The sequence below is a fragment of the Mycobacterium sp. NGS56 genome, from assembly GCF_059812425.1.
Genome location: NZ_JCALCQ010000006.1, coordinates 224,955 through 250,472 on the forward strand (window position 1 = coordinate 224,955; position 25,518 = coordinate 250,472).

A 25,518-nucleotide genomic window follows, 5' to 3' on the forward strand; every position below is an offset into this window, starting at 1 on the left:
TTGAAACGCTCAAGTGAGTTTTTCCAGGGTGGTGGCCAGCTCGGCGCCGGTCATCGGCTCTCGAGCGGCCACGAAGACGGTGTCATCACCGGCGATGGTGCCGACGACGTACGGTAGCGCCGCGCGGTCGATCGCGCTGGCCAGATAGTCGGCGGCGCCGGGCGGCGTGCGCAGCACCGCGAGGTTGGCGCTGGAATCGGCCGACACCAGCAGTTCGCTCAGCAGCCGCGACAGCCTGGCGGTGCCGCCCGATACCCCCCGCACCGGGTTGCCGTCCTCGAGAACCATGTAGACCCCGACGCCGCCGTCGGCCCCGCGCAGCTTCACCGCACCCAGCTCTTCCAGGTCTCGCGACAGGGTCGCCTGGGTGACATCGATGCCGTCGTCTGCCAGCAGCGCGGCCAGTTCGCTCTGGCTGCGCACCTCGGCCGACGACAGGATGGCCACGATGCGCGCCTGCCGGCCGGCCCGGGTGGTTTCGGGTGTGGTCTTCGACCTAGTCATGAGCGCCGCTCCAGCAGCCACGCCAGTAGCGCTTTTTGCGCGTGCAACCGGTTTTCGGCCTCGTCCCAGACCACGCTGGCCGACCCGTCCATCACCTCGTCGGTGATCTCGTCGCCGCGGTGAGCCGGAAGGCAGTGCAACACAATGGCTTCCGGGTCGGCCAGGGACAGCAGGCGGGCGTTGATCTGATAGGGCCGAAACGGTGTGAGGCGGTCCAGCCCGTCGTCCTCCTGCCCCATCGAGGTCCAGGTGTCGGTGACCAGGACGTCGGCGCCGCGCGCGGCCGCCTGGGCGTCGGTGGTGACAATGACCGTGGCGCCGGTGGCTTCGGCGCGTCGTTGGGCCGCGGTCACGAACACCGGGTCGGGGGCGAAGCCGTCCGGGGCCGCGACGGTGACGTGAATGCCGGCCGTGACGCCACCGAGCATCAGCGAGTGGGCCATGTTGTTGGCCCCATCACCGAAATAGGTCATCCGCAAACCGGTTAGCGCACCCTTGTGCTCGGCGATGGTCTGCAGATCGGCAAGCACCTGGCAGGGATGGAATTCATCGGAGAGCGCGTTGACCACCGGCACCGTCGCGGTCGCGGCCATGGCCTCCAGGCGCTCCTGGCCGAACGTCCGCCAGACGATGGCCTCGACGTACCGCGACAGCACCCGTGCGGTGTCCGCCAGGGTTTCATCGCGGCCCAGCTGGGTGCTGCGGGCATCGACGACGACGGCGTGCCCGCCGAGTTGGGCGATGCCCATCTCGAACGAGAATCGGGTGCGGGTGGAATTCTTGTCGAACAGGACCGCGACCCCGCGCGGGCCGTCCAGCGGTCGGCTACCGAACGGATCCTTCTTCAGTTCGGCGGCAAGCTGCAGCACCTCGGCCTGCTCAGTGGGCGACAGGTCGTCGTCGCGGAGGAAGTGTCGAATCATGCTGCGGCTCCGGCAGATTCATCGAGGATTCCCGGCAGCGCGGCGATGAAGCCGTCGATTTGCGCATCGGTGATGATCAGCGGCGGCGCCAGCCGCAGGACGTCCGGCGCGGCGGCGTTGACGAGGAATCCGGCCCGTCGTGCGGCGTTTTCGGCGTCCTTGGCGCGCGGCGCGGTCAGCACCATGCCCTGCAGCAACCCGCGGCCGCGCACGTGATCGATCAGAGGATGGCACAAAGCCTCGATGTTGTGGCGCAACGACTTGCCCAGCACCTCGGCGTGCCGGACCAGGTTCTCGTCGGCCAGCACCCGCAGCACCGCGAGCGCCGCCGCCGCGCAGATCGGGTTGCCGCCGAAGGTGCTTCCGTGCAGGCCGGGGGTCATCAGGTCGGCCGCCGGGCCGATGGCCAGGCAGGCGCCGATGGGCAGGCCGCCGCCGAGCCCCTTGGCCAGCGTCACCACGTCCGGAGTGATGCCGTCATGCTGGTGGGCGAAAAACGTTCCGGTGCGGCCCATCCCGGTTTGCACCTCGTCGAGCACCAGCAGCGCACCGTGCCGCGCCGTGATGTCACGCGCTTCCACGAGGTAGCCCTCGGGCGGCACGACGACGCCGCTCTCCCCCATGATCGGCTCCAAAAACACGGCGGCGGTGGCGTCGTCGACCGCGGCGGCGAGGGCGTCCACGTCACCGTAGGGCACATGGGTGACGTCGCCGGGCAGCGGCGCGAACGGCGCCTGCTTGCTCGGCTGACCGGTCAGCGCCAGCGAACCCATGGTTCGCCCATGAAAGGCGTCTTGTGCGGCAACCAGTTTGGTGCGTCCGGTGAGCCGAGACAGCTTGAACGCCACCTCGTTGGCCTCGGTTCCGGAGTTGCAGAAGAACACCCGCGCCGGGGCCCCGGTGTCGTTGCCCGCACCCAGCAGGGCGACGAGCTCTTCGGCCAGGGCGAGACTCGGTTCGGTCGCGTACAGATTGGAGGTGTGGCCCAGCGTCGACATCTGCCGGGTGACCGCCTCGATGATCGCCGGGTGGCGGTGGCCCAGCACGTTGACCGCGATGCCGCCGAGCAGGTCGAGATAGGTATTCCCGTCCACATCGGTGACCAGGGCGCCCTCGCCGCTCGCCAAAGCCATCGGCGGGGTGCCGTAATTGTTCATCATCACGGCTTCCCACCGCTGCTTGATGGCGTCAGTGCGGGTCTCAGCCAATGGTGACGCTCCTCTTCATCGCTGCGCTCTGCATCGTCGCCGTCACGCGCTCACCACCTTGGTGCCGGTGCCGTCGTTGGTGAAAAGTTCCACCAGCACACAGTGTTCGACCCGCCCGTCGATGACGTGCGCGCTCGGCACACCCCCGGTCACCGCCCGCAGGCAGGCCTCGACTTTGGGAATCATGCCCGCCTCTAGCGTGGGTAGTAGTTGCGACAATGTGGCAGTGTCGATTTCGCTGACCAGCGATCCGCGGTCCGGCCAGCTCGTGTACAGGCCTTCGACATCGGTGAGCATCAACAGCTTCTCGGCGTGCAGCGCTTCGGCCAGGGCCGCCGCGGCGGTGTCGGCGTTGATGTTGTGCACCACGCCCTCGGCATCCGGGGCCAGCGTGGACACCACCGGAATACGCCGTGCGGCAATCAGATCCAGCACCGCTGCGGTGTTCACCCGTTCGACGTCTCCGACCAGGCCGATGTCGGTGGCCACGCCGTCCACGGTGACGCTGCGCCGCACGGCCGTGAACAGCTGGGCGTCTTCACCGGTGATGCCGACGGCATACGGTCCATGGGCGTTGATCAGGTTGACCAGTTCGCGGCCGACTTGGCCGAACAACACCATCCGCGCCACGTCGAGCACTTCCGGTGTGGTGACCCGGAATCCGCCCTTGAAGTCCCCGGGGATGCCGAGCCGGCGCAGCATCGTGCTGATCTGGGGGCCGCCGCCGTGCACCACCACGGGATGAATGCCGCAGTTGCGCAGGAAGGCCATGTCGGCGGCGAAGGCGTGCCGCAGTGTGTCGTCGGTCATGGCGTTGCCGCCGTACTTGATGACGACGATCTTTCCGTGTAGCTGCTTGAGCCAGGGCAGGGCTTCGGCCAGCACCTGCGCCTTGACCGCGGTGGTCAACGCTTCGGTGGCGGAGCTCATGAGCGCCGCTCCTTCTCATCACGTCGTCCTGCATCGTCACCGGCGCGGCTCATGAGCTGTAGGCCGAATTCTCTTCGACGTAGCCGTGCGACAGGTCGGTGGTCCGGATGGTGACCCGACCGTCACCGAGGCCCAGATCGACCGCGATGTCGATGTCGGCTCCCGACAGGTCCACCGCACGCGCACCCGGCGCCCCGGCACCGTCGGCGAAGACGGCAAAGCCATTGAATGACACCGTGATCCGTTCGGGGTCCAATGCGATGGGCGCCATGCCGACGGCGGCGAGCACCCGGCCCCAGTTGGGGTCCGAACCGAACACCGCCGTCTTGACCAGGGAGTCGCGGGCGATCGTCCGCGCGGCAACCAGAGCGTCGACCTCGGAGGCTGCGCCCTGCACGGTGACGTTGACCCGCTTGGTGACGCCCTCAGCGTCGGCCTGCAACTGGGCGCACAGGTCGTCGCAGACCTGCTCCACGGCCTGGTCGAGGTCGGCTTGGCTGGGCGCGATTCCGCTGGCCCCCGAAGTGAGCAGCAGCACCGTGTCGTTGGTCGAGCAGGCGCCGTCGATGTCGAGCCGGTCGAAAGTGCGGGCGCTGGCGTGGCGCAGTGCGGAGTCCAGCGCCGCGGCGCCGACGGCGGCGTCGGTGGTGAGGACGCAGAGCATCGTTGCCAACGACGGCGCGAGCATGCCGGCGCCCTTGGCCATTGCACCGACGGTCCAGTTGTCCGGATGGTGCAGCGCAACCTGTTTGGGCACGGTGTCGGTGGTCATGATCGCCTGCGCCGCCTCGTCGCCCCCGGACAGGCCCCCGGCCATCTCCTGCACGATCGTGCGCACCCCGGCGAGCACCTTGTCCATCGGCAGCCGGTCACCGATCAACCCGGTCGAGCACACCGCGACCTCGATGGCGCCGGTCTCGGTTCCCCAGTCCGACAACGCGGCCGCGACGGCTTCCGCGGTGGCGTGCGTGTCCTGGAACCCGCCCGGTCCGGTGCAGGCGTTGGCGCCGCCGGAGTTGAGGATCACCGCGCGCAATGCGCCGGTGGTCAGCACCTGCTGGCTCCACAGCACCGGCGCGGCTTTGATCTTGTTGCGGGTGAACACCCCGGCCGCCGCGTAGTCGGGTCCTTCGTTGAAGATCAGGGCAAGGTCGCGATTGCCAGAGGCCTTGATCCCGGCGGCGATGCCGGCGGCCCGAAACCCGGCCGGCGCGGTGACGCCTTGTTCGCGCAGCAACCGCGTTTCGGCGGCGGCGTGTGTCATGGCGCCACTCCTTCGATCCCGGCTACGCCGGCACCATCGTCACCGGCGTGTGTCATGGCGCCACTCCTTCGATCCCGGCTACGCCGGCACCATCGTCACCGGCGCGCGTCATGGCGCCACCCCTTCGATCCCGGCTACGCCGGCACCATCGTCACCGGCGCGCGTCATGGCGCCACCCCGATCACCGAAAGGCCTTCCGTCTCCGGCCAACCCAGCGCCACGTTCATCGACTGCACGGCGGCACCGGCCGTTCCCTTGACCAGATTGTCGATTGCGGCGATCGCCACGAACGTGCTCGCCGCCTCGTCGACCGCGACGGCGATGTGCGCCGCGTTGCTGCCGATCACGGCCCCGGTTCGGGGCAGTTGTCCTTCTGGCATCAGGTATACGAAAGGTTCTGTGTGATAGACCTTTTCGTAGGCTTCACGCAGCTGGGACAGCGGCGCGCGCGTGCGCGCGGTGCACGTCGCCAGGATGCCACGCGATGTTGGGATGAGCACCGGCGTGAATGACACGGTCACGTCGCGGCCGGTGACGGCGCCCAGGCCCTGGGCGATCTCGGGGGTGTGCCGATGCGCCCCGGCGATGTTGTAGGCCCGTGCCGAGCCGATAACCTCCGCGCCCAGCAGGTCGGTCTTGGCGGCGCGGCCGGCCCCGGAGGTGCCGCTGACGGCGACCACGGTGACGGCCGGCTCGATGAGGTCCTCGGCTACCGCGGGCAGCAGCGCCAGCAGCGCCGCGGTCGGGTAGCAGCCCGGAACCGCGATGCGGCGGGCGCCGCGCAGCCGCTCGCGCGCGCCGGGCAGCTCCGGCAGCCCGTACGGCCAGCTGCCGGCGTGAGGCGATCCGTAGAACCGTTCCCACGCGCAGCGGTCGGTGAGCCGGAAGTCGGCCCCGCAGTCGATGATCAGGGTGTCGTTGCCGAGCTGTTCGGCCAGCGCGGCCGAATGGCCGTGCGGCAAGGCCAGGAATACGACGTCGTGACCGGCAAGCACGTCGAGCTCGGTCGGTTCGACCACGCGCTCGGCCAGCGGTGTCAGGTGCGGATGGTGCTCACCGAGCGTGCTGCCGGCGCTGGTGGCCGCGGTCACCGCGCCTATCGTGAGGCGCCCGTGCGCGTAGCCCGGGTGCCCGAGCAGCAGGCGTAGGATTTCACCGCCCGCGTAGCCGCTGGCACCGGCAACCGCCACCTTCATCCCGTCGGCCATTCCGCCGATTCTGCATGGTTATGCAGTGGTTTGCAAATCCATTCCATCAGGCGCGCAGCTCCGCGCCGACCGCCTCGGCGGCGCGGCTGACCGCGGCGTCGCGGGCCGCAGTGGCTTCGTCCTCGGTGAGCGTGCGGTCGGGTGCACGGAACCGCAGCGCGAAGGTCAGCGATTTGCGGTCCTCGCCGATCTGCGGCCCGGTGAACACGTCGAACAACTGAAGGTCTTCAAGCAGCTCCCCCGCACCCTCACGTACCGCGTCGGACACCGCCTGAGCAGGTACGTGGGCGGGCACCACCAGGCTGACGTCCTGGAAGACGGCCGGGAACGGCGACACCCGGGGCGCGGGCAGCAGCAGCGGGATGGGCATCGCGTCCAGGTTCAGCTCCAGGGCGCAGGTACCGTTGGGCAGCCCGGAGCGCTCGATCACCGCGGGATGCAGCTGGCCCGCATAACCGACCGGGGTGTCAGCGACGAGCACTTGGGCGCACCGCCCCGGATGCCACGGCAAGTACTGCGCCGCCCGCAACCGCACATCGATTCCGCTGGCGCGGGCGATGACGCGCACCGCCTCGAACGCGTCGGCGGCTTCGGCGCGGCGGCCGGGCCCCCAGGGTCCGCGTTGTTCACGCAGGCCGGTCAGCACCGCGGCGACGTGCTGGGGCTGCCGCGGCAACGACGCGTCGAGGTCGGCGATCTCGGCCTCGGTGGGCCGGCGCTCGACGGGGATGAGCTCCACCCCGCGGGTGTCCGCCGTTGGCCGGACCACCTGCGCCACGGCGTAGAGCGAGACGTCGACCAGCCCGCGAGAGACGTTGCGCAGCAAGGCTTCCAACAAGGCGGGCAGCAGCGTGGTGGCGAGGTGCGGACGGTCGGCCTCCAGCGGGTTGAGCACCTTGGTGGTCGCGCGCCGTGGATCGTCGGCCGGCAACCCCCACAGGTCGAACACGCCCGCGGGCAAGAACGGGGTCGGCAGGATCTCCACATAACCGGAGAGGGCCAGCGACTTGCCGATGGCGCGGCGGCGCTTTTGCACGGCGGACAGACCGCGCCCGGCCGGGGCCGACGGCAGCACCGACGGTATGACCTCCAGCCCCTCGAGCCGCAACACCTCCTCGACGAGGTCGGCGGGTTGCAGCAGGTCGGGGCGCCAGCTGGGCGGCGTCACCGTCAGCGCATCGCCGCGCTCGGCCACCTCTGCGCCGATCTGGGTGAGCCGCTTGGCGACCGTGCCAGGGGCGTAGCCCACCCCCGCGATGCGATCCGGCAGGTCGACGGCGATCTCGATCGGCGGCAGCGACCATTCGTCGCGCGGCGGGTCACCACGCCAGTCGGTCAGGCCGTCGGAGACCACGCCACCGGCGATGTCGGCGAGCAGCGTGGCGCACCGGTCCAGCGCGACCACCGAGATTGCCGGATCCACGCCCCGCTCGTAGCGCCGGGCGGCTTCGCTGGGCAGATGGAGTCTGCGCTGGGTGCGCGAGACGGCGGCGGGGTCCCAGACGGCGGCCTCGAGCAGCACGTCGGTCGAATCGGCGCGCACCTCGGTGCTCGCCGCGCCCATCACGCCGCCGATCGCAGTGGTCGCCGTGTCGTCGACGATGAGGACGTCGGCCGGCTCGAGTTTGCGCTCGATGTCGTCGAGGGTCACCACCGTCTCGCCGGGCCGCGCGAACCGCACGCCGAAGCTCCCGGTGATCCGTTTGCGGTCGTGGGCGTGCATGGGGTGGCCGAGCTCCAGCATCACGTAGTTGGTCACGTCGACCGCCGGAGAGGTCGCGCGGATGCCGGACAACAGCAGCCGGCGCTGCAGCCACCACGGCGACACGGCTGCGGGGTCGATGCCGATGACCGGGCGCAGCGCGAATCGCCGAACGCCGGTGGCCGGCTGCACGGTCAGCGGCCAGGCCTCGCCGTTGGCCGGCAGCGGCTCGACCACCTGGCTGCTGGCGGGATCGACGTAGTTCAGGTCGTAGGCGCCGGCGATCTCGCGGGCCAGGCCGCGCAGCGACATGCAGTAACCGCGGTCGGGCGTGATCGCCAGGTGGAAGACGACGTCGTCGAGCCCCAACACGGCTGCGCCGTCGGCTCCAGGTTCGGCGGTACCCGGCGGCAGCACCAGGATCCCGGAATGATCGGCGCCCAAACCGAGTTCGGCTGCCGAACAGATCATTCCATCGGAGTTGCGGCCGTATGTCTTTCGGGCGGTGATTGTGAAGTCACCGGGCAGTGTGGTGCCGGGCAGCGCTGCGACGATAAGATCTCCGACAGCGAAGTTGGTTGCGCCACAGACTATTTCTCGGTCTTTGCCCTCGCCGACGTCGACGCGACAGAACCGGATCGGCTTCTTGAAACCAGTGAGATCTTCGATGGCGGTGACCCTGCCCACGGTCAGCGGGCCCTCGACCGGCCCGAGGGTGAGGACCTCTTCAACCTCGTGGCCGATGCGCACCAGCGTCTGCTCGAGCTCGGCGGCGGCGACGTCCCAATCCGGCGCGCCGGCCGCCACGATCTCACGCAGCCAGCTGTACGGAACGCGCATCAGGCACCAACCCCGAACGGTAGGGAGAAGCGGACGTCGCCCTCGACCATGTCGCGCATGTCCGGAATCCCGTTGCGGAACTGCAGCGTCCGTTCCAGCCCCATGCCGAATGCAAAGCCGGAGTAGACTTCCGGGTCAATTCCGGCGGCACGCAACACGTTTGGATGCACCATCCCACAGCCGCCCCACTCCACCCAGCCGGCGCCGCCCTTCTTGCCGACGAACCACACGTCGACCTCGGCGGACGGTTCGGTGAACGGGAAGAAGTGCGGCCGGATCCGGGTGCGCGCCTCGGGGCCGAACTCGGCGCGTGCGAACGCATCCAGCGTTCCCCGCAGGTGTGCCATGGTCAGGCCGCGGTCCACCGCCAGGCCCTCGACCTGGTGGAAAACGGGAGTGTGGGTGGCGTCGAGTTCGTCGGTGCGAAATGTGCGACCGATCGAGACGATGTAGACGGGTAACTCCCGGGCGAGCAGGGCACGCACCTGCACCGGCGAGGTGTGGGTGCGCAGCAGTTGCCGGGAACCGTCGGGCGCGATGTAGAAGGTGTCCTGTTCGCTGCGGGCGGGGTGGTCGGCCGGGAAGTTGAGCGCGTCGAAGTTGAACTGCTCGGCCTCGACCTCGGGCCCCTCCGCCAGCTCCCAACCCATGGCGATGAAGGTGTCCGCGACGTGTTCGGCCAGGATGGTGATCGGGTGCCGGGCGCCGGGCGGCTGCCGCGTCGAGGGCAGCGTGACGTCGATGCCTTCGGCGACCAGCACCGCGGCGTCGCGTTCGGCGCGCAAAACCGCGAGCCGCTCGTCGTAACCTCGCTGAGCCTCGGTTCGGGCGGCGTTGACCCGCTTGCCGGCGTCGGCACGTTCGTCCTTGGGCACCCCACCCAGCGCCTGGCGCGCCACCGCCAGCGGTGAGCGGTCGCCGAGGTGCTCGGTCTTGGCGCGAGCCAGTGTGTCCAGGTCGCCGGCGCGCGCGAAGGCCTCCCGGGCCGCGCTGACCGCTTGGGCCAGGGCTTCGGGCGACAGGTCGACGGGTTGATCACCCACGCGGCGACACTCTCCTTGGCTGTTGGTTGGCGGCAAGTTGCCCAGCGGCAAGTGCTGATCATAGTGATTCGACGCGTGGCGCCCGGCCGGTTGTTCAGCGGCCGGGCACAGAAAGGCTCAGCCGACGACGGCCGGCTGCGGACCGCCCAGCGTGTCGTCAACGTCGAGCGCCGTGGCCGCAAGGCGCCGGCCACCGGCCAATTTCGCCAGCTGGTAGGCGACGAAGGCGCCGACGAGGCCGAACACCGGTGTGGCCGCCAGGGTGCCCCAGTGGTGGGCCAGCATCAAGAAGCCGAACCCCGACGACGCCGCCAGCATCAGGTAACGCGCCGGCGTCCAGTGGATCGGCTGCTGGAACCGGGCGGAGACCAGTACGCCGAGGATCACGGCGACGGTGTGACCGGCATCGGTGAAATCACCGCCGACGATCGCGGAAACGATGCCCGCCGATACCCACCAACCGACCCAGGCGGCCCGCCAACGGGACGGAATCACGGCCGTCATCGCGCCGAGGACGGCCAGCGCGCCGTAGCTCATTCCGACGTCGCTGGCCCGGGTGATCGACAAGGGCAACCAGCCGAACTCGACCGATGCGGCCAGCGCGGCGGCCACCAGCAGCGTCGCCCCGATATGGCCGACGAGGAAGGCCACCACCAGCCGGATGGTGCGCAGGTGGAGCTCGGCCAGCGCCAGCAGGCAGGTCAGGAAGGGCAGCCAGAAATAGAGCGGTCCGGCATCGACCACCAGCGCGCTGCCCAGCAGCGTGCCGAGGTGGCCGTGGGCCAGGTTGTGCACGTTGGTGCTGGCGCGCGCAACGATGACATCATGCGCGTGCGGGCCGAGGGCCAAGATGGCGCAACTGATACCGAGCAGCAGGGCCGCGTACCCCAGCGTGAATTGGACCCGGGCGAGCCGGGACACGATGCCCCCTAACATTGGCATCCATTATGCCTGCGGTTCTGCTTCGGCTGTGTCATCAGGGCCTGACAACTCCTTAAGAGTCTTGAGGCGATAAATCGCCAAACCATCGGGAATACCGGCGGGCTTCGGCGCGAAGACCGGCTTCCTCGTGCGTTTGGCCTCGACGCCCAACGCGTCCAACTCGCTTTGCGGTATCAGATCCAACGTTGAACTCGACACCATGATTCCACCCTTGGTGGCTCTTTCCATAACTCGTGCGGCGATGTTCACATCGACGCCAAGCCAGTCAGCCGCCAACCGCTGCGGTCGCCCGGTGTGGATCCCGACCCGCATCCGGGGCGTGTGACCTGCCACTTCGACCGATTTCAGCGCCTCCTTGGCGGCCAGCACCGCCCGTACGGCGACCGTCGGATCGCCGAATACCGCCATGAGGCCGTCACCCATTCGTTTGACGATGTGCCCGCCCGCGTCGAGCAAGGGTGGCTCGAGGGCCCGCGCCACCTGCCGGAGCAGGGCCAGCGCCGCGTCGTCGCCGGCCTGCAGCGACCATGTCGAGAAGCCGACCAAGTCGGTGAAGACCAACGTCACCTCTGGATTGGCCGGACGCCGCGACACCCCCTCGGTCAGCGCCTGCCACAACTGCAGCACCCCAAGGCTGACCTCGCGGGACACGGCGTTGCCTTCCCCCAATAGCCGATCGGCCGCGCGGGCCGCGGCGCGCGGACCGCCGTCGCCCGCCGTGGACAGCGGATCGCCGAACTCGGGGTCGCCGGGCAGCAGTCGGCGCGCACGCCGGATGAACGCAACCGCACCCGGGTTGCGGTTGCGGCTGTGCAGCCATTGAGTCGCGCTGTGTACCAGAGAGCGTTGCGGAGCGGATTGCGCCTGGGTCTCGTCGGGCTCGCCCTGGTCTAGATCGCGACGCGCGAGTTCCACCTGGCCAGATTATTTGGTTTTGTTCCAGGCAGGCAACGACGGTCCTGGGCGGCATCGCCGTATGTGCGCCATCTCGCGTCAAACCGGCTGATCACGGCGGCGCCACACCGGGGTGGAAGCTCGATAACACCCCGGCGAACACATCCCCGAAATCGTAGACAACACGCGTTGTCAAAGTTATCGTGAGCCCAGTTGGAGCAGGAGGCCGCGATGACTGGCACCGTGAACGCTTGCGGTTCGGAATCCGCCGACCCACTCGGTCCAGATTCCCTCACCTGGAAGTATTTTGGCGATCTGCGCACCGGAATGATGGGCGTCTGGATCGGGGCGATCCAGAACATGTATCCCGAACTCGGCGCGGCCGTCGAGGAACACTCGATTCTGCTGCGGGAGCCGTTGCAGCGTGTGGCCCGGTCGGTCTACCCGATCATGGGCGTGGTCTACGACGGCGACCGCGCATCGCAGACCGGTCGCCAGGTCACCAACTACCACCACACCATCAAGGGGACCGACGCCGCAGGGCGGCGCTACCACGCGCTCAAACCGGAGACCTTCTACTGGGCGCACGCAACCTTCTTCATGCTGATCGTCAAGGTGGCCGAGTACTTCTGCGGCGGCCTGACCGAGGCCGAGAAGCGGCAGCTGTTCGCCGAGCACGTGCAGTGGTACCGGATGTACGGAATGAGCATGCGGCCGGTACCCGGATCGTGGGAGGAATTTCAGGAGTACTGGGAGCGCACCGGCCGCGAGGTCCTCGAGATCAATCGGGCGACACTGGACATCTTCCAGATGCGAATCCCGAAACCGAAATTCGTGTTGCTGCCGACACCGATCTGGGACCAGATTTTCAAGCCGCTGGTCGCCGGCCAGCGCTGGATCGCGGCCGGGCTCTTCGAGCCCGCGGTGCGCGAGAAGGCCGGCTTGCATTGGACCCCGGGCGACGAGGTGCTGCTGCGGCTGTTCGGCAAGGTCGTCGAGTTGGCGTTCCTGGCGGTACCCGACGAGATCCGGCTGCACCCGCGGGCGCTGGCCGCCTATCGCCGGGCCGAGGGACGGCTGCCGAGCGACGCTCCGCTGGTCGAGGCCCCGCCGTTCATGGCGCCGCCGCGCGACCGCCGCGGGCTTCCTATGCATTACTTTCCCCCACCACCCAAGTCGCCGCTCGACCCCGCGCTGCAACCCGCCCGGGCTCTGATGGAACGCGCCGGATCCCTGGTGCATACGACGTTGTCGCTGGCCGGCCTGCGCGCCGGGCGGGGCCGGCCGAAACGGTCGGTTAAGGCCGCGTAGGCAGGCCCAGCGCCCGCGCGCTCTGATACAGACAGATGGCCGCGGCCGACCCCACATTCAGGCTCTCCGCGCCGCCGGCCATGGGAATTCGCATCCGGCGGTGGGCCGCCGCCGCGATTTCACTTGGCAGGCCGCGTGATTCGGGGCCGAACAGCCACGCCGTCGGTGCACCGAGCAGGTCGGTGGCCTCGTCGAGCCGCGTCTCACCGTCCACGGTTGTGGCGAGCAGCTGCAGGCCCGCCGCCCGCAACGCTTCGAGGGCGCCGAGCGTGTCGGGCGCGACGACGACCGGGAGCGAGAAGATGCTGCCGGCCGACGCACGCAGGCACTTGCCGTTGTACGGGTCGACGCTGTGGCCGGCGAGGATCACGCCGGCCGCGCCCATCGCGTCGGCGAGGCGAATGAGGGTGCCCGCGTTGCCCGGCTCGCTGATCTCGACGGCGACCGCGACCAGCCGGGGCGCGCCGGCCAGCACGTCCTGAAGCCCGGTCGCGGGTGTTTCGCACACGGCGACCAGTCCGGCCGGGGTGACGGTATCGGACAGCGCTTTCGCCGCGCGCTCGGTGACCGGGTGCACCGGGCACCGCGCGGAATCCAACGTCGCCAGCAGCAACGCATGACGCTGCCGGGCGGCTTCGGTGACGAAGACGTCGCGAACCAAGCCGCGCCGGGCGGCGGCCTCCACGAGGTTGGGACCTTCGGCGAGGAATCGGCCGGCCCGCCGGCGGCCGACGTGGCGGTGCAATTTGACCGCCGCGGCGACCCTGGCCGAACGTTCGGTCAGCACCTGGCCGGTCCGCGGTCTGGCGTTAAGCCGCTTCTCCGGAATCCGAGGGGGCGTTGACATCTTCGGGCAGCGCGGCCCGCGCGACGTCGACCAGCGCGGTGAAGGCCGCCGGGTCGGCGATCGCGATGTCGGACAAGTTCTTACGGTCCACTTCCACACCGGCGGCCTTGAGGCCCTGGATCAGCCGGTTGTAGGTGATGTCGTTGGCGCGCGCTGCCGCGTTGATCCGCGAAATCCACAGTTTGCGGAACTCGCCCTTGCGCGCACGACGGTCACGGTAGGCGTAGTTGAGCGAATGAAGTTGCTGCTCTTTGGCCTTGCGATAGAGCCGGGATCGCTGGCCGCGATAGCCCTTCGAGGCTTTCAGGATGCTGCGCCTCTTCTTGTGGGCGTTGACCGCCCGCTTCACGCGTGCCATTGGATGTTCCTACTCTCGTTCAAAATTAGTTGGTCGGGTCGCCGTGCCTGCTCGCAATGCGGATCTGGCCGGCGCGGGTGATCAGCCGTTCAGTAGGCCGTTAACGCGCTTGGTGTCGTTGGCCGACACCGTCGTTCGGCCATCGAGGCGGCGGGTCCGCTTGGTCGGCTTGTGCTCGAGCAGATGCCGGCGGTTGGCCTGCTGGCGAACGATCTTGCCGGTTCCGGTGCGCCGGAACCGCTTTGACGCCCCGCTGTGGGTCTTGGCTTTGGGCATGTTTCCTCTGTTCTGTGGAGCTCTCGGGGGTCTCGCGTGGGTCAGTTCGACGAAGGTTCGGCTTCGGCGGCCGCACCCTCGTGCGATGCCGGGCCAACCCCGGGTCCTTCCGGATGACGCGCCTTGGCGCGAGTCTTCGCGCCGCGATGCGGTGCCAGCACCATCGTCATGTTGCGGCCGTCCTGTTTGGCGGACGTTTCGACGAAGCCGTACTCGGCCACGTCCGCACCCAGGCGCTGAAGCAACCGATAGCCCAGCTCGGGCCGCGACTGCTCACGTCCGCGGAACATGATGGTGACCTTCACCTTCGATCCCGCTTCCAAAAAGCGGATGACGTGACCCTTTTTGGTCTCATAGTCGTGATCGTCGATTTTCGGTCGCAACTTTTGTTCTTTGACGACGGTCTGCTGCTGGTTCCGGCGGGATTCGCGCGCCTTCTGCGCCGCTTCGTATTTGAACTTGCCGTAATCCATGATCTTGCAGACAGGTGGTCTGGCATTAGGGGCAACTTCGACGAGGTCGAGATCGGCGTCCGCAGCGACGCGCAGTGCGTCTTCGATGCGCACTATGCCTACCTGCTCTCCCCCTGGGCCGATCAATCGGACTTCAGGTACGCGAATGCGCTCGTTGACGCGGGTCTCAGTGCTGATGGGGCCTCCCTTGTTGGGCTTCTATATGTCTTGCAATACGACTTCCTGGGTCGGTCCGGGAATCAGTGGCAAAGACACCGCCCACTAGCAAAAAAGCCCTGCACAAGCAGGGCCCAATGCCGACCGATCACGGCTGGAGACTACTCCGAGCCGCCCGCTTTTCTCGCGGAACAGGCATCCGCGATGCCTGTGACCGGACCGCCAAACCTCGGAAGATCCGCATCGGGATTTCATCGGCTCGCGGTGGGAGTGGGACTCCACTTAACTGTTCCTGGCATTCGCCGGGATGGTCGCAGGAGCAAGTTTAGCAGCCTTGAGGTGGCTTTTAGCACTTCGGCCGGGCGACCGGCCGCAACGCGTCGTAGCCCGGCCCGAAAGACAGGTCCCACTACTGCCCGCCACGCTTAGCGCTTCAACAAGCTTTTCACGGATTGAGCGCATATCCTCGCGGTCTGTGACTCTCGCATCTCCTCGTTCGGGGCCGCGGGTGGGACCAGGCGGTCGGTCGAATTCGCGGTATCGCTGGGTGCCCGCGGCGGCTGGGTGGACCGTCGGCGTCATCGCCACCGTGTCACTGCTCGGGAGCGTCTCCCCCCTGATCAGGTATCTGATCAAAGTCCCGCGTGAATTCATCAACGACTATCTGTTCAACTTCCCCGACACCAGCATCGCGTGGTCGTTCATCCTGGCCCTGCTGGCCGCGGCCCTGACCGCGCGCAAGCGCATCGCCTGGCTGCTGCTGCTGGCCAACATGATTCTGGCCGCGGCGCTGAACGTGGCCGACATCGCCGCGGGCAACAACACCGCCGCGGAGGTCTTCGGCGAAAACCTCGGGTTCGCCGTACATATCGTGGCAATCGTGCTGCTGGTGCTGGCCTACCGGGAGTTCTGGGCCAAGGTCCGCAAGGGCGCACTGATCAAGGCGGCCGCGGTGCTGGTCGCCGGCGACGTGGTGGGGATCCTGGTGTCCTGGGGGCTGGTCGAGTTGTTCCCGGGGACCCTCGCCCGGCCGGACCGCCTGCCGTATGTCGCGAATCGGGTGGTCGGGTTCGCGCTAGCCGATCCGGATCTGTTCAGCGGACGGCCGCACGTGTTTCTCAACGCGATCTTCGGCCTGTTTGGTGCGCTCGCGCTGATCTTGGCGACCATCGTGCTCTTCCAGTCCCAACGCGCGGAAAACGCGCTGACCGGGGAGGACGAATCGGCAATCCGCGGGCTGCTCGAGCTGTACGGCAAGAACGACTCGCTGGGCTACTTCGCGACCCGCCGCGACAAGTCGGTGGTCTTCGCCCCCAGCGGGCGCGCCGCCATCACCTACCGGGTCGAGATCGGCGTCTGCCTGGCCAGCGGCGACCCGATCGGTGACCCCAGGGCCTGGCCGCAGGCCGTCGACGCCTGGTTGGGTCTGTGCCAGACGTATGGCTGGGCGCCCGGCGTGATGGGCGCCAGCACCCAAGGGGCGCGGGCGTATCGCGAAGGCGGTCTGAACGCGCTCGAGCTCGGCGACGAAGCCATCCTGCGCACTTCCGATTTCAAGCTGTCCGGCCCCGACATGCGCGGGGTCCGTCAGGCCGTGACCCGGGCCCGCCGGGCGGGGCTGACCGTGCGGATCCGGCGACACCGCGACATCCCGGCCGACGCGATGGCCGACACCATCGCCCGCGCCGACGCCTGGCGCGATACCCAGACCGAGCGTGGCTTCTCCATGGCGCTGGGCCGGCTCGGCGACCCCGCCGACGGGGACTGCCTGCTGGTCGAAGCGCTGGACCGGGACGGCAACGTGGTGGCGATGCTGTCGCTGGTTCCGTGGGGCACCACCGGCGTTTCGCTGGACCTGATGCGCCGTTCGCCGCAGTCCCCCAACGGCACCATCGAGCTGATGGTCAGTGACCTGGCGCTCAACGGCGAAGCCCTTGGCATTACCCGTATTTCACTGAACTTTGCGATGTTCCGCTCGGCGTTCGAACAGGGCGCTCAGCTCGGCGCCGGCCCCGTCGCCCGGCTCTGGCGGGGCCTGTTGCTGTTCTTCTCACGGTGGTGGCAGCTGGAGACCCTGTACCGCTCGAACATGAAATACCAACCGGATTGGGTGCCGCGCTACGCCTGCTACGAGGACGCCCGCCTGATCCCCCGGGTCGGCGTCGCCTCGGCCCTGGCCGAGGGTTTTTTGGTGTTGCCGTTCGGCCGCCGCAAGACGCATACCGGCCACCACCCCGCCGTCCCGCAGCGATTGGCGGAATCCGGACTCCTACATCACGACGGCAGCGCCCCGGACGTCAGCGGGCTGCGGGAGCGCCGCGACTCCGCGGACGAGGAGGAATCCAGATCTCGCCTGCCCGAGCAGGTTCGAGTGCGGCTGGCCAAGCTGAAGACACTGCAGCGCGACGGCGTCGACGCGTATCCGGTGGGCGCTCCGCCCAGCCATACCGTCGCGAAGGCGCTCGACGCAGACGACCACGACGACATCACTGTCTCGGGCAGGATTTTGCGGATCCGTGACTACGGCGGGGTGCTGTTCGCCCACCTGCGTGACTGGTCGGGGGAAATGCAAGTGCTGCTGGACAATTCGCAGTTGCACCGAGGACGGACTGCCGACTTCACCGCGGCCATCGACCTGGGCGATCTCGTCGAGGTGTCCGGGCACATGGGCTTTTCCAAGAAGGGAACCCGCTCGCTGATCGTCGCCGATTGGCGGATGGTCGGTAAGTGCCTGCGGCCATTGCCCAACAAATGGAAAGGACTGACCGACCCGGAGGCGCGGGTGCGGACCCGCTACGTCGACCTGGCCGTCAATCCCGAGTCGCGTGAGTTGATCAAGGCGCGCAGCGAGGTGTTGCGCTCGGTCAGGCAGACGCTGTTCGCCAAGGATTTCATCGAGGTCGAGACCCCGATCCTGCAGCAGATCCACGGCGGGGCCACCGCCCGGCCGTTCGTCACGCACATCAACACCTACGACCTGGACCTGTTCTTGCGCATCGCGCCGGAGCTCTACCTGAAGCGACTGTGTGTCGGCGGCGTGGAGCGCGTTTTCGAACTGGGCCGAGCCTTCCGCAACGAGGGCGTCGACTTCAGCCACAACCCGGAATTCACCCTGCTGGAGGCGTACCAGGCCCACGCCGACTACAAGGTGTGGATTGACGGATGCCGCGAGCTCATCCAGAACGCCGCCGAGGCCGCGCACGGCGAGCAGATCGTGATGCGGCACGGGAACGACGGACGGCTGGAACCGGTCGACATCTCCGGGGCCTGGGCGGTCAAGACCGTCCATGACGCCGTGTCCGAAGCGCTCGGCGAGCGCGTCGACTCCACGACGTCGCTGCCCACCCTGCGTAAGTTGTCCGATGCCGCGCACGTCCCCTACCGGGCGCACTGGGACGCCGGCGCAGTGGTTCTAGAACTGTACGAGCACCTGGTCGAGGACCGGACAAAGGAACCGACCTTCTATATCGACTTTCCGACCTCGGTGTCCCCGCTGACGCGCCCGCACCGCACCGAACCGGGCGTTGCCGAGCGGTGGGACCTGGTCGCGTGGAGTGTCGAGCTGGCCACCGCTTACAGCGAACTCACCGATCCGGTCGAGCAACGGCGCCGACTGCAAGAGCAATCGCTGCTAGCTGCCGGCGGCGATCCCGAGGCGATGGAGCTCGACGAAGACTTCTTGCAGGCGATGGAATACGCGATGCCGCCCACCGGCGGGTTGGGAATGGGCATCGATCGGCTCGTCATGCTCATAACGGGCCGCAGCATCCGGGAGACATTGCCATTTCCGCTGGCCAAACCGCATTAGCGCAGGCCCCAACCGTCCAGAGCTCAAAGCGAACATCAGGCAAACGTGTTCCGGGCAGGTTACCGATAGATCACAATGAATCACGTGACAGCCTCGACGGACAGCGCGCCCGCGCAGCTCCTGGCAAGTACCCACACCTCGCTTATGCACGGCTGGGTGCCGACGACGATCCAGGTGCTCGCCGCGGTGGTGCTGACGTTCGCGGTCGGCTGGCGGTCGCGCCGCTGGCGCACGGTATGGATTCCGGCCTCCGCGCTGGCCGGCGGGGTCGTGGCCTACCTGACGCACTGGTACATCGTCGACCGAGGGCTCTCCGACGATCCGGCCCCGGCGGCGCTGTGGATCTGGATCACGCTGACGGGCATGGCGGCGGCCGTGCTGATCCTTGGCTGGCGCACCGCGCGCCGTTGGCGGCGTGGCGCCGCGGTGCTGGCCGCGCCCCTGTGCCTGCTGAGCACGTCGCTGATGCTCAACCTCTGGGTGGGCTACTTCCCCACCGTGCAATCGGCGTGGAGCCAGCTGACGTCGGGCCCATTGCCGGATCAGACCGATCAGGCCACGGTTACCGCCATGGCGGCCAAGGGAACCCGGCCGCCGCACGGCACGGTGGTACCGGTGGCGATCCCATCGGACGGATCGCACTTCAAACACCGCGGCGAGTTGGTCTACCTGCCGCCCGAGTGGTTCGCCACCACCCCGCCTCCGCCGCTGCCGACCGTGATGATGATCGGCGGACAGTTCAACACGCCGGCGGACTGGACCCGTGCGGGCAACGCGGTCAAGACGATCGACGACTTCGCGGCCGCGCACGACGGTAAGGCGCCCGTGCTGGTGTTCGTCGATTCCGGTGGCGCGTTCAACAACGACACCGAATGCGTCAACGGGGTTCGAGGAAACGCTGCCGACCACCTGACGAAAGATGTTGTGCCCTTTATGGTTTCAACTTTCGGCGTCAGCCCGCGGCGGGCCAACTGGGGTGTCGCCGGGTGGTCGATGGGCGGGACCTGCGCCTTGGACCTGACCGTCATGCATCCCGATCTGTTCAGCGCGTTCGTCGACGTCGCCGGCGATTTCTATCCCAACGCCGGCAATAAAGTCCAGACGATCGCCCGGCTTTTCGGCGGAAACGCCGACGCCTGGGCGGCTTTCGATCCGACCACGGTGATCAACCGGCATGGGCCCTATCGCGACGTGGCGGGCTGGTTCGCGATTTCGTCCGACGGCCCGCCGGCCCCACGGCGTGACCTGCAGCTGACCGACAGCGTCGCCATCCGCCTCGCCGGACGCGACGCGGCCGCCAATCCGGGCAATCAAACCGCCGCGGCCTATTCGCTGTGTGCGCTCGGCCGCTCCAACGGGATTGACTGCGCGGTGGTGCCGCAGCCCGGCAAGCACGACTGGCCATTCGCCGACCGCGTGTTCGCGGCTTCGCTGCCTTGGCTCGCCGGGGAGCTGGGCACTCCGGGAATTCCGCGGACACCGTTGCCCATCGCGTCCGCGCCGGCCGCCAACAACCCGGTGGTCGTCCCCGCCCAACACTCCAACACCGCCAAGCGATAGTGCCGGTGTTGTCCGTCGCGCGCGTCCGGCGCGCGGTCTTCGCGCGGCACTGCCATCCGTGGAGCGCATGGACCCGATGGGCGACCACGCCGCTGATCCTGGTCCCGGTCTGGACGCGGCGGCGGGCACACGCGGTGTGGATTGCGCTGTGGCTGGCCGTGAACCCCTTGATTTTCGGCAAGCCGGCGCAGCACCGCGCATGGTCGACGCGCGCGATGCTCGGCGAAGAGCTGTGGATCAGCCGTCGGCCCCGCGACGCGGCGATGGTGGTCAGCGCCGCGGCCTCGGCGGCCGCGCTGGGAGCGGTATTCGCAGCGCGCCGGCATCGGTTATGGCCGGCGCTGGTCGCTGTCGGGGTCCAGATGGCACTGACGCTGGTGTACTGGCAACAGCTGGTTCGGTATTTGGAGCGCCAGTCGCGTTAGGCCGGCCGTCAAGGCGCGTCGACTCGGCGGCCGCGATACCGCGATCCGCCGTCGCAGTACCGTTACGGCATGCCCGACGAAGACTCCGCTTCCAGCTCCACCGGGACCGGCCCCGAATATGACGACGCCGGCGTGCCGACCTTCGAGTCGGTGCGCGACCAGATCGAGGCGCGCTACGCTACCGCGCGAGGCGCCGCCGAACTAGACGCGGAATCACCCGAGGGCCGATCGGTCGATGAACAGTACGACGAACGCCAGCGCGCGGCGGCCGACCGGCTGGCCCAGATCCGGGAGTCGATGCGGTCCAAGGAAGGTTGATCGGGGCTCAGGCGGTGACTTTGCGACGCCGGCTCGATCGTTGCGGCGCACTGGTTGACGCGGGACCGCGGCCGATCACCTCGGCGAGGAATTTCCCGGTGTAGCTCTCCGGCACCGCCGCGACGTCCTCCGGAGTACCTTCCGCCACAACGGTTCCGCCCTCGGCGCCGCCCTCCGGCCCCATGTCGACGATCCAGTCCGAGGTCTTGATCACGTCGAGGTTGTGTTCGATCACGATGACCGTATTGCCTTTGTCGACAAGGCCGTTGATGACCTTCAACAGTTTGCGGATGTCGTCGAAATGCAGGCCGGTGGTGGGCTCGTCGAGGATATACACGGTGCGGCCGGTCGAGCGCTTCTGCAGTTCCGCCGCCAGTTTGACGCGCTGCGCCTCGCCTCCGGACAGCGTGGGCGCGGGCTGGCCGAGCCGCACATAGCCCAGCCCGACGTCGACCAGGGTGCGCAGATACCGGTGAATGCCGGTGATCGGCTCGAAGAACTCCGCCGCTTCCTCGATGGACATGTCCAGCACTTCGGAGATGGTCTTGCCCTTGTAGTGCACCTCCAGGGTTTCCCGGTTGTACCGAGCGCCATGGCAGACCTCACACGGCACGTACACGTCGGGCAGGAAGTTCATCTCGATCTTGATGGTGCCATCGCCGGTGCACGCTTCGCAGCGGCCGCCCTTGACGTTGAACGAGAACCGACCCGGTTGATAGCCACGGACTTTGGCTTCGGTGGTCGCGGCGAACAGGGTCCGGATCTTGTCGAACACCCCGGTGTAGGTGGCCGGGTTGGATCGCGGCGTGCGACCGATCGGTGACTGGTCCACCCGCACCAGCTTGTCCAGGTGATCCAGCCCGGTGACCCGGGTGTGACGCCCGGGGACCTGACGGGCGCCGTTGAGCCGGTTGGCCAGCACCGCGGCCAGGATGTCGTTGACGAGCGTCGATTTGCCGGATCCGGACACACCGGTCACCGATGTGAGCACGCCGAGCGGGAACGAGACGTCGATGCCGCGCAGGTTGTGCTCGCGGGCGCCGACGACAGTCAACTGCCGCTTGCGGTCTACCGCGCGCCGCTTCGCCGGCATCTCGATGCGTTCCTTGCCGGACAGGTACGCACCGGTGATCGAGTCCTCGTTCGCCAGCAGTTCGCTGTAGGTGCCGCTGTGCACGATCTCGCCGCCGTGCTCGCCGGCGCGCGGGCCGATGTCGACGATCCAGTCGGCGTGCGCGATGGTGTCCTCGTCATGTTCGACGACGATCAGCGTGTTGCCCAAACCCCTTAGCCGCGTGAGGGTTTCGATGAGCCGACGGTTGTCGCGCTGATGCAGCCCGATGGACGGCTCATCGAGTACGTACAGCACGCCGACCAGACCGGAGCCGATCTGGGTAGCCAACCGAATGCGTTGCGCCTCACCCCCGGACAACGTGGCCGCCGCCCGCGACAGCGACAGATACTCCAGCCCGACGTCGAGCAAAAAGCCCAGCCGCGACTGGATTTCCTTGAGCACCTGCCCCGCGATCGCCTTCTCGCGATGACCGAGGGTGAGCCGGTTCAAAAACTCCGCGCAGTCCGAGATCGACAATTCGCAGACCTCGGCGATGGACTTCGGGCCCCGGTCCCCCGCGGCCAGCGTGACCGCCAGGATCTCCGGCTTGAGCCGGGTGCCCTCACAAACCGGGCAGGGCACGTCGCGCATGAAGCCCTCGTAGCGCTCCTTCATCTGCTCGGACTCGGTCTGGGCCATCTTGCGCTGCAGAAACGCCAGCACGCCCTCGAAATCGGCGTAGTAGGACCGGGTGCGGCCGTACCGGTTGCGGTATCGAACATGCACCTGGTGGTCGGAGCCCTCGAGGATCGCCTTGCGGGCCTTGGCGGGCAGTTTGCGCCACGGGGTGTCGACGTCGAAGCCCAGCTCGTCACCCAGCCCGGCCATCATCCGGATGAAGTACTCCGCAGTGTGGCCGTTGGACCACGGCGCCACCGCGCCCTCGGCCAGGGTGCGCTCGGGGTCGGGCACCACCAGGTCCGGGTCGACCTCCTTGCGGATGCCCAGGCCGCTGCACTCGGGGCAGGCGCCGTAGGGCGAGTTGAACGAGAACGACCGCGGCTCCAGGTCGTCGACCGCCAGGGCGTGCCCATTGGGACAGGCCAGCTTCTCCGAGAACCGCTGCTCCCGGTTGTGCGCGTCGTGTTCGTGGTCGACGAACTCGAGCACCACGATGCCGTCGGCCAGGTTCAGCGCGGTTTCCACCGAATCGGTGAGCCGTTGCTTGGCGGACGGCTTCACGGTCAGCCGGTCCACCACCACCTCGATGTCGTGCTTTTCCTGCTTTTTCAGCTTCGGCGGATCGGTCAACGGGTGCACGACGCCGTCGACCCGGACCCGGCTGTAGCCCTGCGCGTTGAGCTTCTCGAAGAGGTCGGCGAACTCGCCCTTGCGGGTGCGCACCACCGGGGCGAGCACCAGGAATCGGGTGCCCTCCGGCATCGCGAGCACCTGATCCACGATTTGCTGGGGGGTCTGCCGGGCAATCCGCTCGCCACAGATCGGGCAGTGCGGCGTGCCCGCCCGCGCGTAGAGCAGCCGCAGGTAGTCATAGACCTCGGTGATGGTCCCGACGGTCGAGCGCGGGTTGCGGTTGGTGGACTTCTGGTCGATCGACACCGCCGGGGACAGACCCTCGATGAAGTCGACGTCCGGTTTGTCCATCTGCCCCAGGAACTGGCGGGCGTAGGCGGACAGGGACTCCACGTAACGGCGCTGCCCCTCGGCGAAGATCGTGTCGAAGGCCAGCGACGATTTACCCGAACCCGACAACCCGGTGAACACGATCAGCGCGTCGCGAGGCAGGTCGAGATCGACGCCCCGCAGGTTGTGCTCGCGGGCGCCCTTGACGATCAGACGGTCAGCCAACGCTGCCCCTCTCAGGAACTATCTGGCGACTTCTCGTAGCCGCAATGCGGAATCCGAACCGGAATTGCGCACGGCGCATTCCATGCTATGTGCCCATACCGACAAGCAACGTCCGACCAGTAACGTGGCCGCCAGACCTGGCGCCGACGACCCCGCCCCCGGCTCGGACGGCGCCCATGCGGGATCAAGGAGTGGTGGACATGACTGCAGTGGACGACAACTACACCGGACACGTTCACCCCGGTACCGCGGCCCGCCGGACCCTACCCGGCGCCACGATCCTAAAGGCCTCGGTGGGCCCCATGGACAACAACGCGTATCTGATCACTTGTTCCGCTACCGGCGAAACAATGCTGATCGACGCCGCCAACGACGCGGACGTGCTGATCGACCTGATCCGGCAAAACGCGCCGAAGGTGTCGCTGATCGTGACCAGCCACCAGCACTTCGATCACTGGCAGGCACTGGAAGCGGTGGCGACCGCCACCGGGGCACCGACCGCCGCCAACGCGATCGACGCGGAACCCCTGCCGGTCAAGCCGGATCGTTTGCTGGCCGGCGGTGACACCGTGCAGATCGGCGAGCTGACGTTCGACGTCATCCACCTGCGCGGGCACACCCCCGGATCGATCGCGCTCGCCCTGGACGGCCCCGCGACCGGCGGCGTCACACAGCTGTTCACCGGCGACTGCCTGTTCCCTGGCGGTGTCGGAAAGACTTGGCAACCCGGCGATTTCACCCAGCTGATCGAGGACGTCAGCACCCGGGTGTTCGACGTGTACGACGACTCCACCGTCATCTACCCCGGACACGGCGACGACACGACCTTGGGCGCCGAGCGCCCCCATTTGAGCGAATGGCGCGAGCGGGGCTGGTAGCCGGCTTCGAGGCGCCGCTGCGGTCCCCGGCGCCATCAGCTAGGGAAGCCAGCACGACCGCTGCTACGTCGTCGTGTGCACGATCAACACGTCGGTCTTCGCCCGACGCGAGACGTTGGCCGGCACCGATCCCAGCAGCCGGCCGGCGATCGTGCTCAGGCCGACGTTGCCGACCACGAGCAGGTCTGCCTGCTCCTCCTCGGCGAGGTGCACCAGCGCGTCGACCGGGGCCCCGACAACGGGCCGCTCGTCGATGTTCTTTGCGCCGGCGGCGTGGGCGCGGTCCTTGGCGTCGCGCAAAATCGCGTAAATCGGCGCGGTGCCAGAAACCTTGTAGCTTTCGTCCCGCAGGACGTCGGCGGCCCGGGCGTCTTCATGTTGGGGCAGATATGCCGACGCCACGATCAGCTTGGCGTCCGCACCGGCGATCTGCGCCGCCCTCTCCACCGCGCGCATCGACGAATCCGAGCCATCGGTTCCCACCACCACAGTCCGATAGGCGCCCATTTACCCTCCCAGTTTCGGTTGGTCAGCCAACCCAAGACAGTAGCGCGTTTGCTCGATGCAGAGGAGGCGGATTAACGACACACCGCGGCGTGCCGCGTCCGCAATTTGCGCGTTCTGGCTGCGGCAACCGAAGATATTGCCAATGACAAAACATTCGAATGCGCGCGGCCAACGTGGAAGGCATTGCATTACGCCGCTTTTCGTGAATGACAACACGAAA

Annotated in this window: 21 protein-coding genes and 1 pseudogene; 6 read left to right on the forward strand and 16 right to left on the reverse strand. The window is 67.9% G+C overall.

Going from position 1 to position 25,518, the window contains the following annotated elements:
* Positions 1-9: 9 nt before the first annotated feature.
* From AC5Y4F_RS17065 to AC5Y4F_RS17110, 10 genes and pseudogenes are all read right to left on the reverse strand, one after another.
* Positions 10-504 (reverse strand): arginine repressor, encoded by a 495-nt coding sequence (locus AC5Y4F_RS17065; RefSeq protein WP_499997679.1) that lies wholly within the window; start codon positions 502-504, stop codon positions 10-12.
* Complete coding sequence (gene argF / locus AC5Y4F_RS17070; protein WP_067933449.1) at positions 501-1,427, reverse strand: ornithine carbamoyltransferase; 927 nt, start codon at positions 1,425-1,427, stop codon at positions 501-503. Before argF ends, AC5Y4F_RS17065 begins: the two co-directional genes overlap by 4 nt.
* Positions 1,424-2,587, reverse strand: a complete 1,164-nt coding sequence (locus AC5Y4F_RS17075) for an acetylornithine transaminase (protein ID WP_067933531.1) — start codon at positions 2,585-2,587, stop codon at positions 1,424-1,426. Before AC5Y4F_RS17075 ends, argF begins: the two co-directional genes overlap by 4 nt.
* 90 nt (positions 2,588-2,677) lie before the next feature.
* On the reverse strand, positions 2,678-3,565 hold the full coding sequence (argB, locus tag AC5Y4F_RS17080) for an acetylglutamate kinase (RefSeq protein WP_067933451.1): 888 nt from the start codon (positions 3,563-3,565) through the stop codon (positions 2,678-2,680).
* Between the two features lie 49 nt (positions 3,566-3,614).
* Entirely contained in the window at positions 3,615-4,829 is a 1,215-nt protein-coding gene (argJ, locus tag AC5Y4F_RS17085; RefSeq protein WP_499997680.1) for a bifunctional glutamate N-acetyltransferase/amino-acid acetyltransferase ArgJ, read from the reverse strand.
* Positions 4,830-4,993: 164 nt separating this feature from the next.
* Positions 4,994-6,053: pseudogene (gene argC / locus AC5Y4F_RS17090) on the reverse strand (N-acetyl-gamma-glutamyl-phosphate reductase).
* Between the two features lie 30 nt (positions 6,054-6,083).
* Entirely contained in the window at positions 6,084-8,579 is a 2,496-nt protein-coding gene (gene pheT / locus AC5Y4F_RS17095; protein ID WP_499997681.1) for a phenylalanine--tRNA ligase subunit beta, read from the reverse strand.
* Entirely contained in the window at positions 8,579-9,622 is a 1,044-nt protein-coding gene (pheS, locus tag AC5Y4F_RS17100; protein ID WP_067933459.1) for a phenylalanine--tRNA ligase subunit alpha, read from the reverse strand. The genes pheT and pheS overlap by 1 nt, the downstream gene beginning before the upstream one ends.
* 117 nt (positions 9,623-9,739) lie before the next feature.
* Positions 9,740-10,558 carry a rhomboid-like protein gene (locus AC5Y4F_RS17105; RefSeq protein ID WP_067933461.1) on the reverse strand — a complete coding sequence of 273 codons (819 nt, stop codon included), beginning with the start codon at positions 10,556-10,558 and terminating at the stop codon, positions 9,740-9,742.
* Positions 10,559-10,567: 9 nt separating this feature from the next.
* Positions 10,568-11,479, reverse strand: a complete 912-nt coding sequence (locus AC5Y4F_RS17110) for an adenylate/guanylate cyclase domain-containing protein (protein WP_067933463.1) — start codon at positions 11,477-11,479, stop codon at positions 10,568-10,570.
* A gap of 210 nt (positions 11,480-11,689) precedes the next feature.
* On the opposite strand from AC5Y4F_RS17110, the gene AC5Y4F_RS17115 reads away from it, so the two are divergent.
* Positions 11,690-12,769 carry an oxygenase MpaB family protein gene (locus AC5Y4F_RS17115; RefSeq protein ID WP_499997682.1) on the forward strand — a complete coding sequence of 360 codons (1,080 nt, stop codon included), beginning with the start codon at positions 11,690-11,692 and terminating at the stop codon, positions 12,767-12,769.
* Here the strand turns inward: AC5Y4F_RS17115 and AC5Y4F_RS17120 are convergent.
* The 4 genes from AC5Y4F_RS17120 to infC all read right to left on the reverse strand — a co-directional run bounded on the left by AC5Y4F_RS17120 (position 12,756) and on the right by infC (position 14,900).
* Positions 12,756-13,556, reverse strand: coding sequence for a TrmH family RNA methyltransferase (locus AC5Y4F_RS17120; protein WP_499997705.1), 801 nt, complete (start codon positions 13,554-13,556; stop codon positions 12,756-12,758). The two genes, AC5Y4F_RS17115 and AC5Y4F_RS17120, sit on opposite strands and share 14 nt — an antisense overlap.
* 22 nt (positions 13,557-13,578) lie before the next feature.
* Entirely contained in the window at positions 13,579-13,974 is a 396-nt protein-coding gene (rplT, locus tag AC5Y4F_RS17125) for a 50S ribosomal protein L20 (RefSeq protein WP_067933467.1), read from the reverse strand.
* A gap of 81 nt (positions 13,975-14,055) precedes the next feature.
* Positions 14,056-14,250 (reverse strand): 50S ribosomal protein L35, encoded by a 195-nt coding sequence (rpmI, locus tag AC5Y4F_RS17130; RefSeq protein WP_067933469.1) that lies wholly within the window; start codon positions 14,248-14,250, stop codon positions 14,056-14,058.
* Between the two features lie 41 nt (positions 14,251-14,291).
* Positions 14,292-14,900 (reverse strand): translation initiation factor IF-3, encoded by a 609-nt coding sequence (gene infC, locus AC5Y4F_RS17135; protein WP_082947562.1) that lies wholly within the window; start codon positions 14,898-14,900, stop codon positions 14,292-14,294.
* A 454-nt stretch (positions 14,901-15,354) separates the two neighbouring features.
* Here infC and lysX point away from each other — a divergent pair, with 454 nt between their 5' ends.
* The 4 genes from lysX (at position 15,355) to AC5Y4F_RS17155 (ending at position 20,990) form a co-directional block, all read left to right on the forward strand.
* Positions 15,355-18,687 carry a bifunctional lysylphosphatidylglycerol synthetase/lysine--tRNA ligase LysX gene (lysX, locus tag AC5Y4F_RS17140; RefSeq protein WP_499997683.1) on the forward strand — a complete coding sequence of 1,111 codons (3,333 nt, stop codon included), beginning with the start codon at positions 15,355-15,357 and terminating at the stop codon, positions 18,685-18,687.
* A 75-nt stretch (positions 18,688-18,762) separates the two neighbouring features.
* Positions 18,763-20,247 carry an alpha/beta hydrolase gene (locus AC5Y4F_RS17145; protein ID WP_499997684.1) on the forward strand — a complete coding sequence of 495 codons (1,485 nt, stop codon included), beginning with the start codon at positions 18,763-18,765 and terminating at the stop codon, positions 20,245-20,247.
* A 5-nt stretch (positions 20,248-20,252) separates the two neighbouring features.
* Complete coding sequence (locus AC5Y4F_RS17150; protein ID WP_499997685.1) at positions 20,253-20,672, forward strand: DUF6653 family protein; 420 nt, start codon at positions 20,253-20,255, stop codon at positions 20,670-20,672.
* A gap of 69 nt (positions 20,673-20,741) precedes the next feature.
* Complete coding sequence (locus AC5Y4F_RS17155; RefSeq protein ID WP_067933475.1) at positions 20,742-20,990, forward strand: PspA/IM30 family protein; 249 nt, start codon at positions 20,742-20,744, stop codon at positions 20,988-20,990.
* Positions 20,991-20,997: 7 nt separating this feature from the next.
* On the opposite strand, the gene uvrA is transcribed toward AC5Y4F_RS17155, so the two are convergent.
* Positions 20,998-23,913, reverse strand: coding sequence for an excinuclease ABC subunit UvrA (gene uvrA / locus AC5Y4F_RS17160; RefSeq protein ID WP_499997686.1), 2,916 nt, complete (start codon positions 23,911-23,913; stop codon positions 20,998-21,000).
* 200 nt (positions 23,914-24,113) lie between these two features.
* Here uvrA and AC5Y4F_RS17165 point away from each other — a divergent pair, with 200 nt between their 5' ends.
* A complete protein-coding gene (locus AC5Y4F_RS17165; protein WP_499997687.1) occupies positions 24,114-24,791 on the forward strand; it encodes an MBL fold metallo-hydrolase in 678 nt (225 codons plus the stop codon).
* Between the two features lie 63 nt (positions 24,792-24,854).
* Here the strand turns inward: AC5Y4F_RS17165 and AC5Y4F_RS17170 are convergent, their stop codons facing one another.
* The gene (locus AC5Y4F_RS17170; RefSeq protein ID WP_067933477.1) at positions 24,855-25,298 is read right to left on the reverse strand and encodes a universal stress protein; all 444 of its coding nucleotides are present in this window, start codon (positions 25,296-25,298) and stop codon (positions 24,855-24,857) included.
* Positions 25,299-25,518 lie beyond the last annotated feature (220 nt).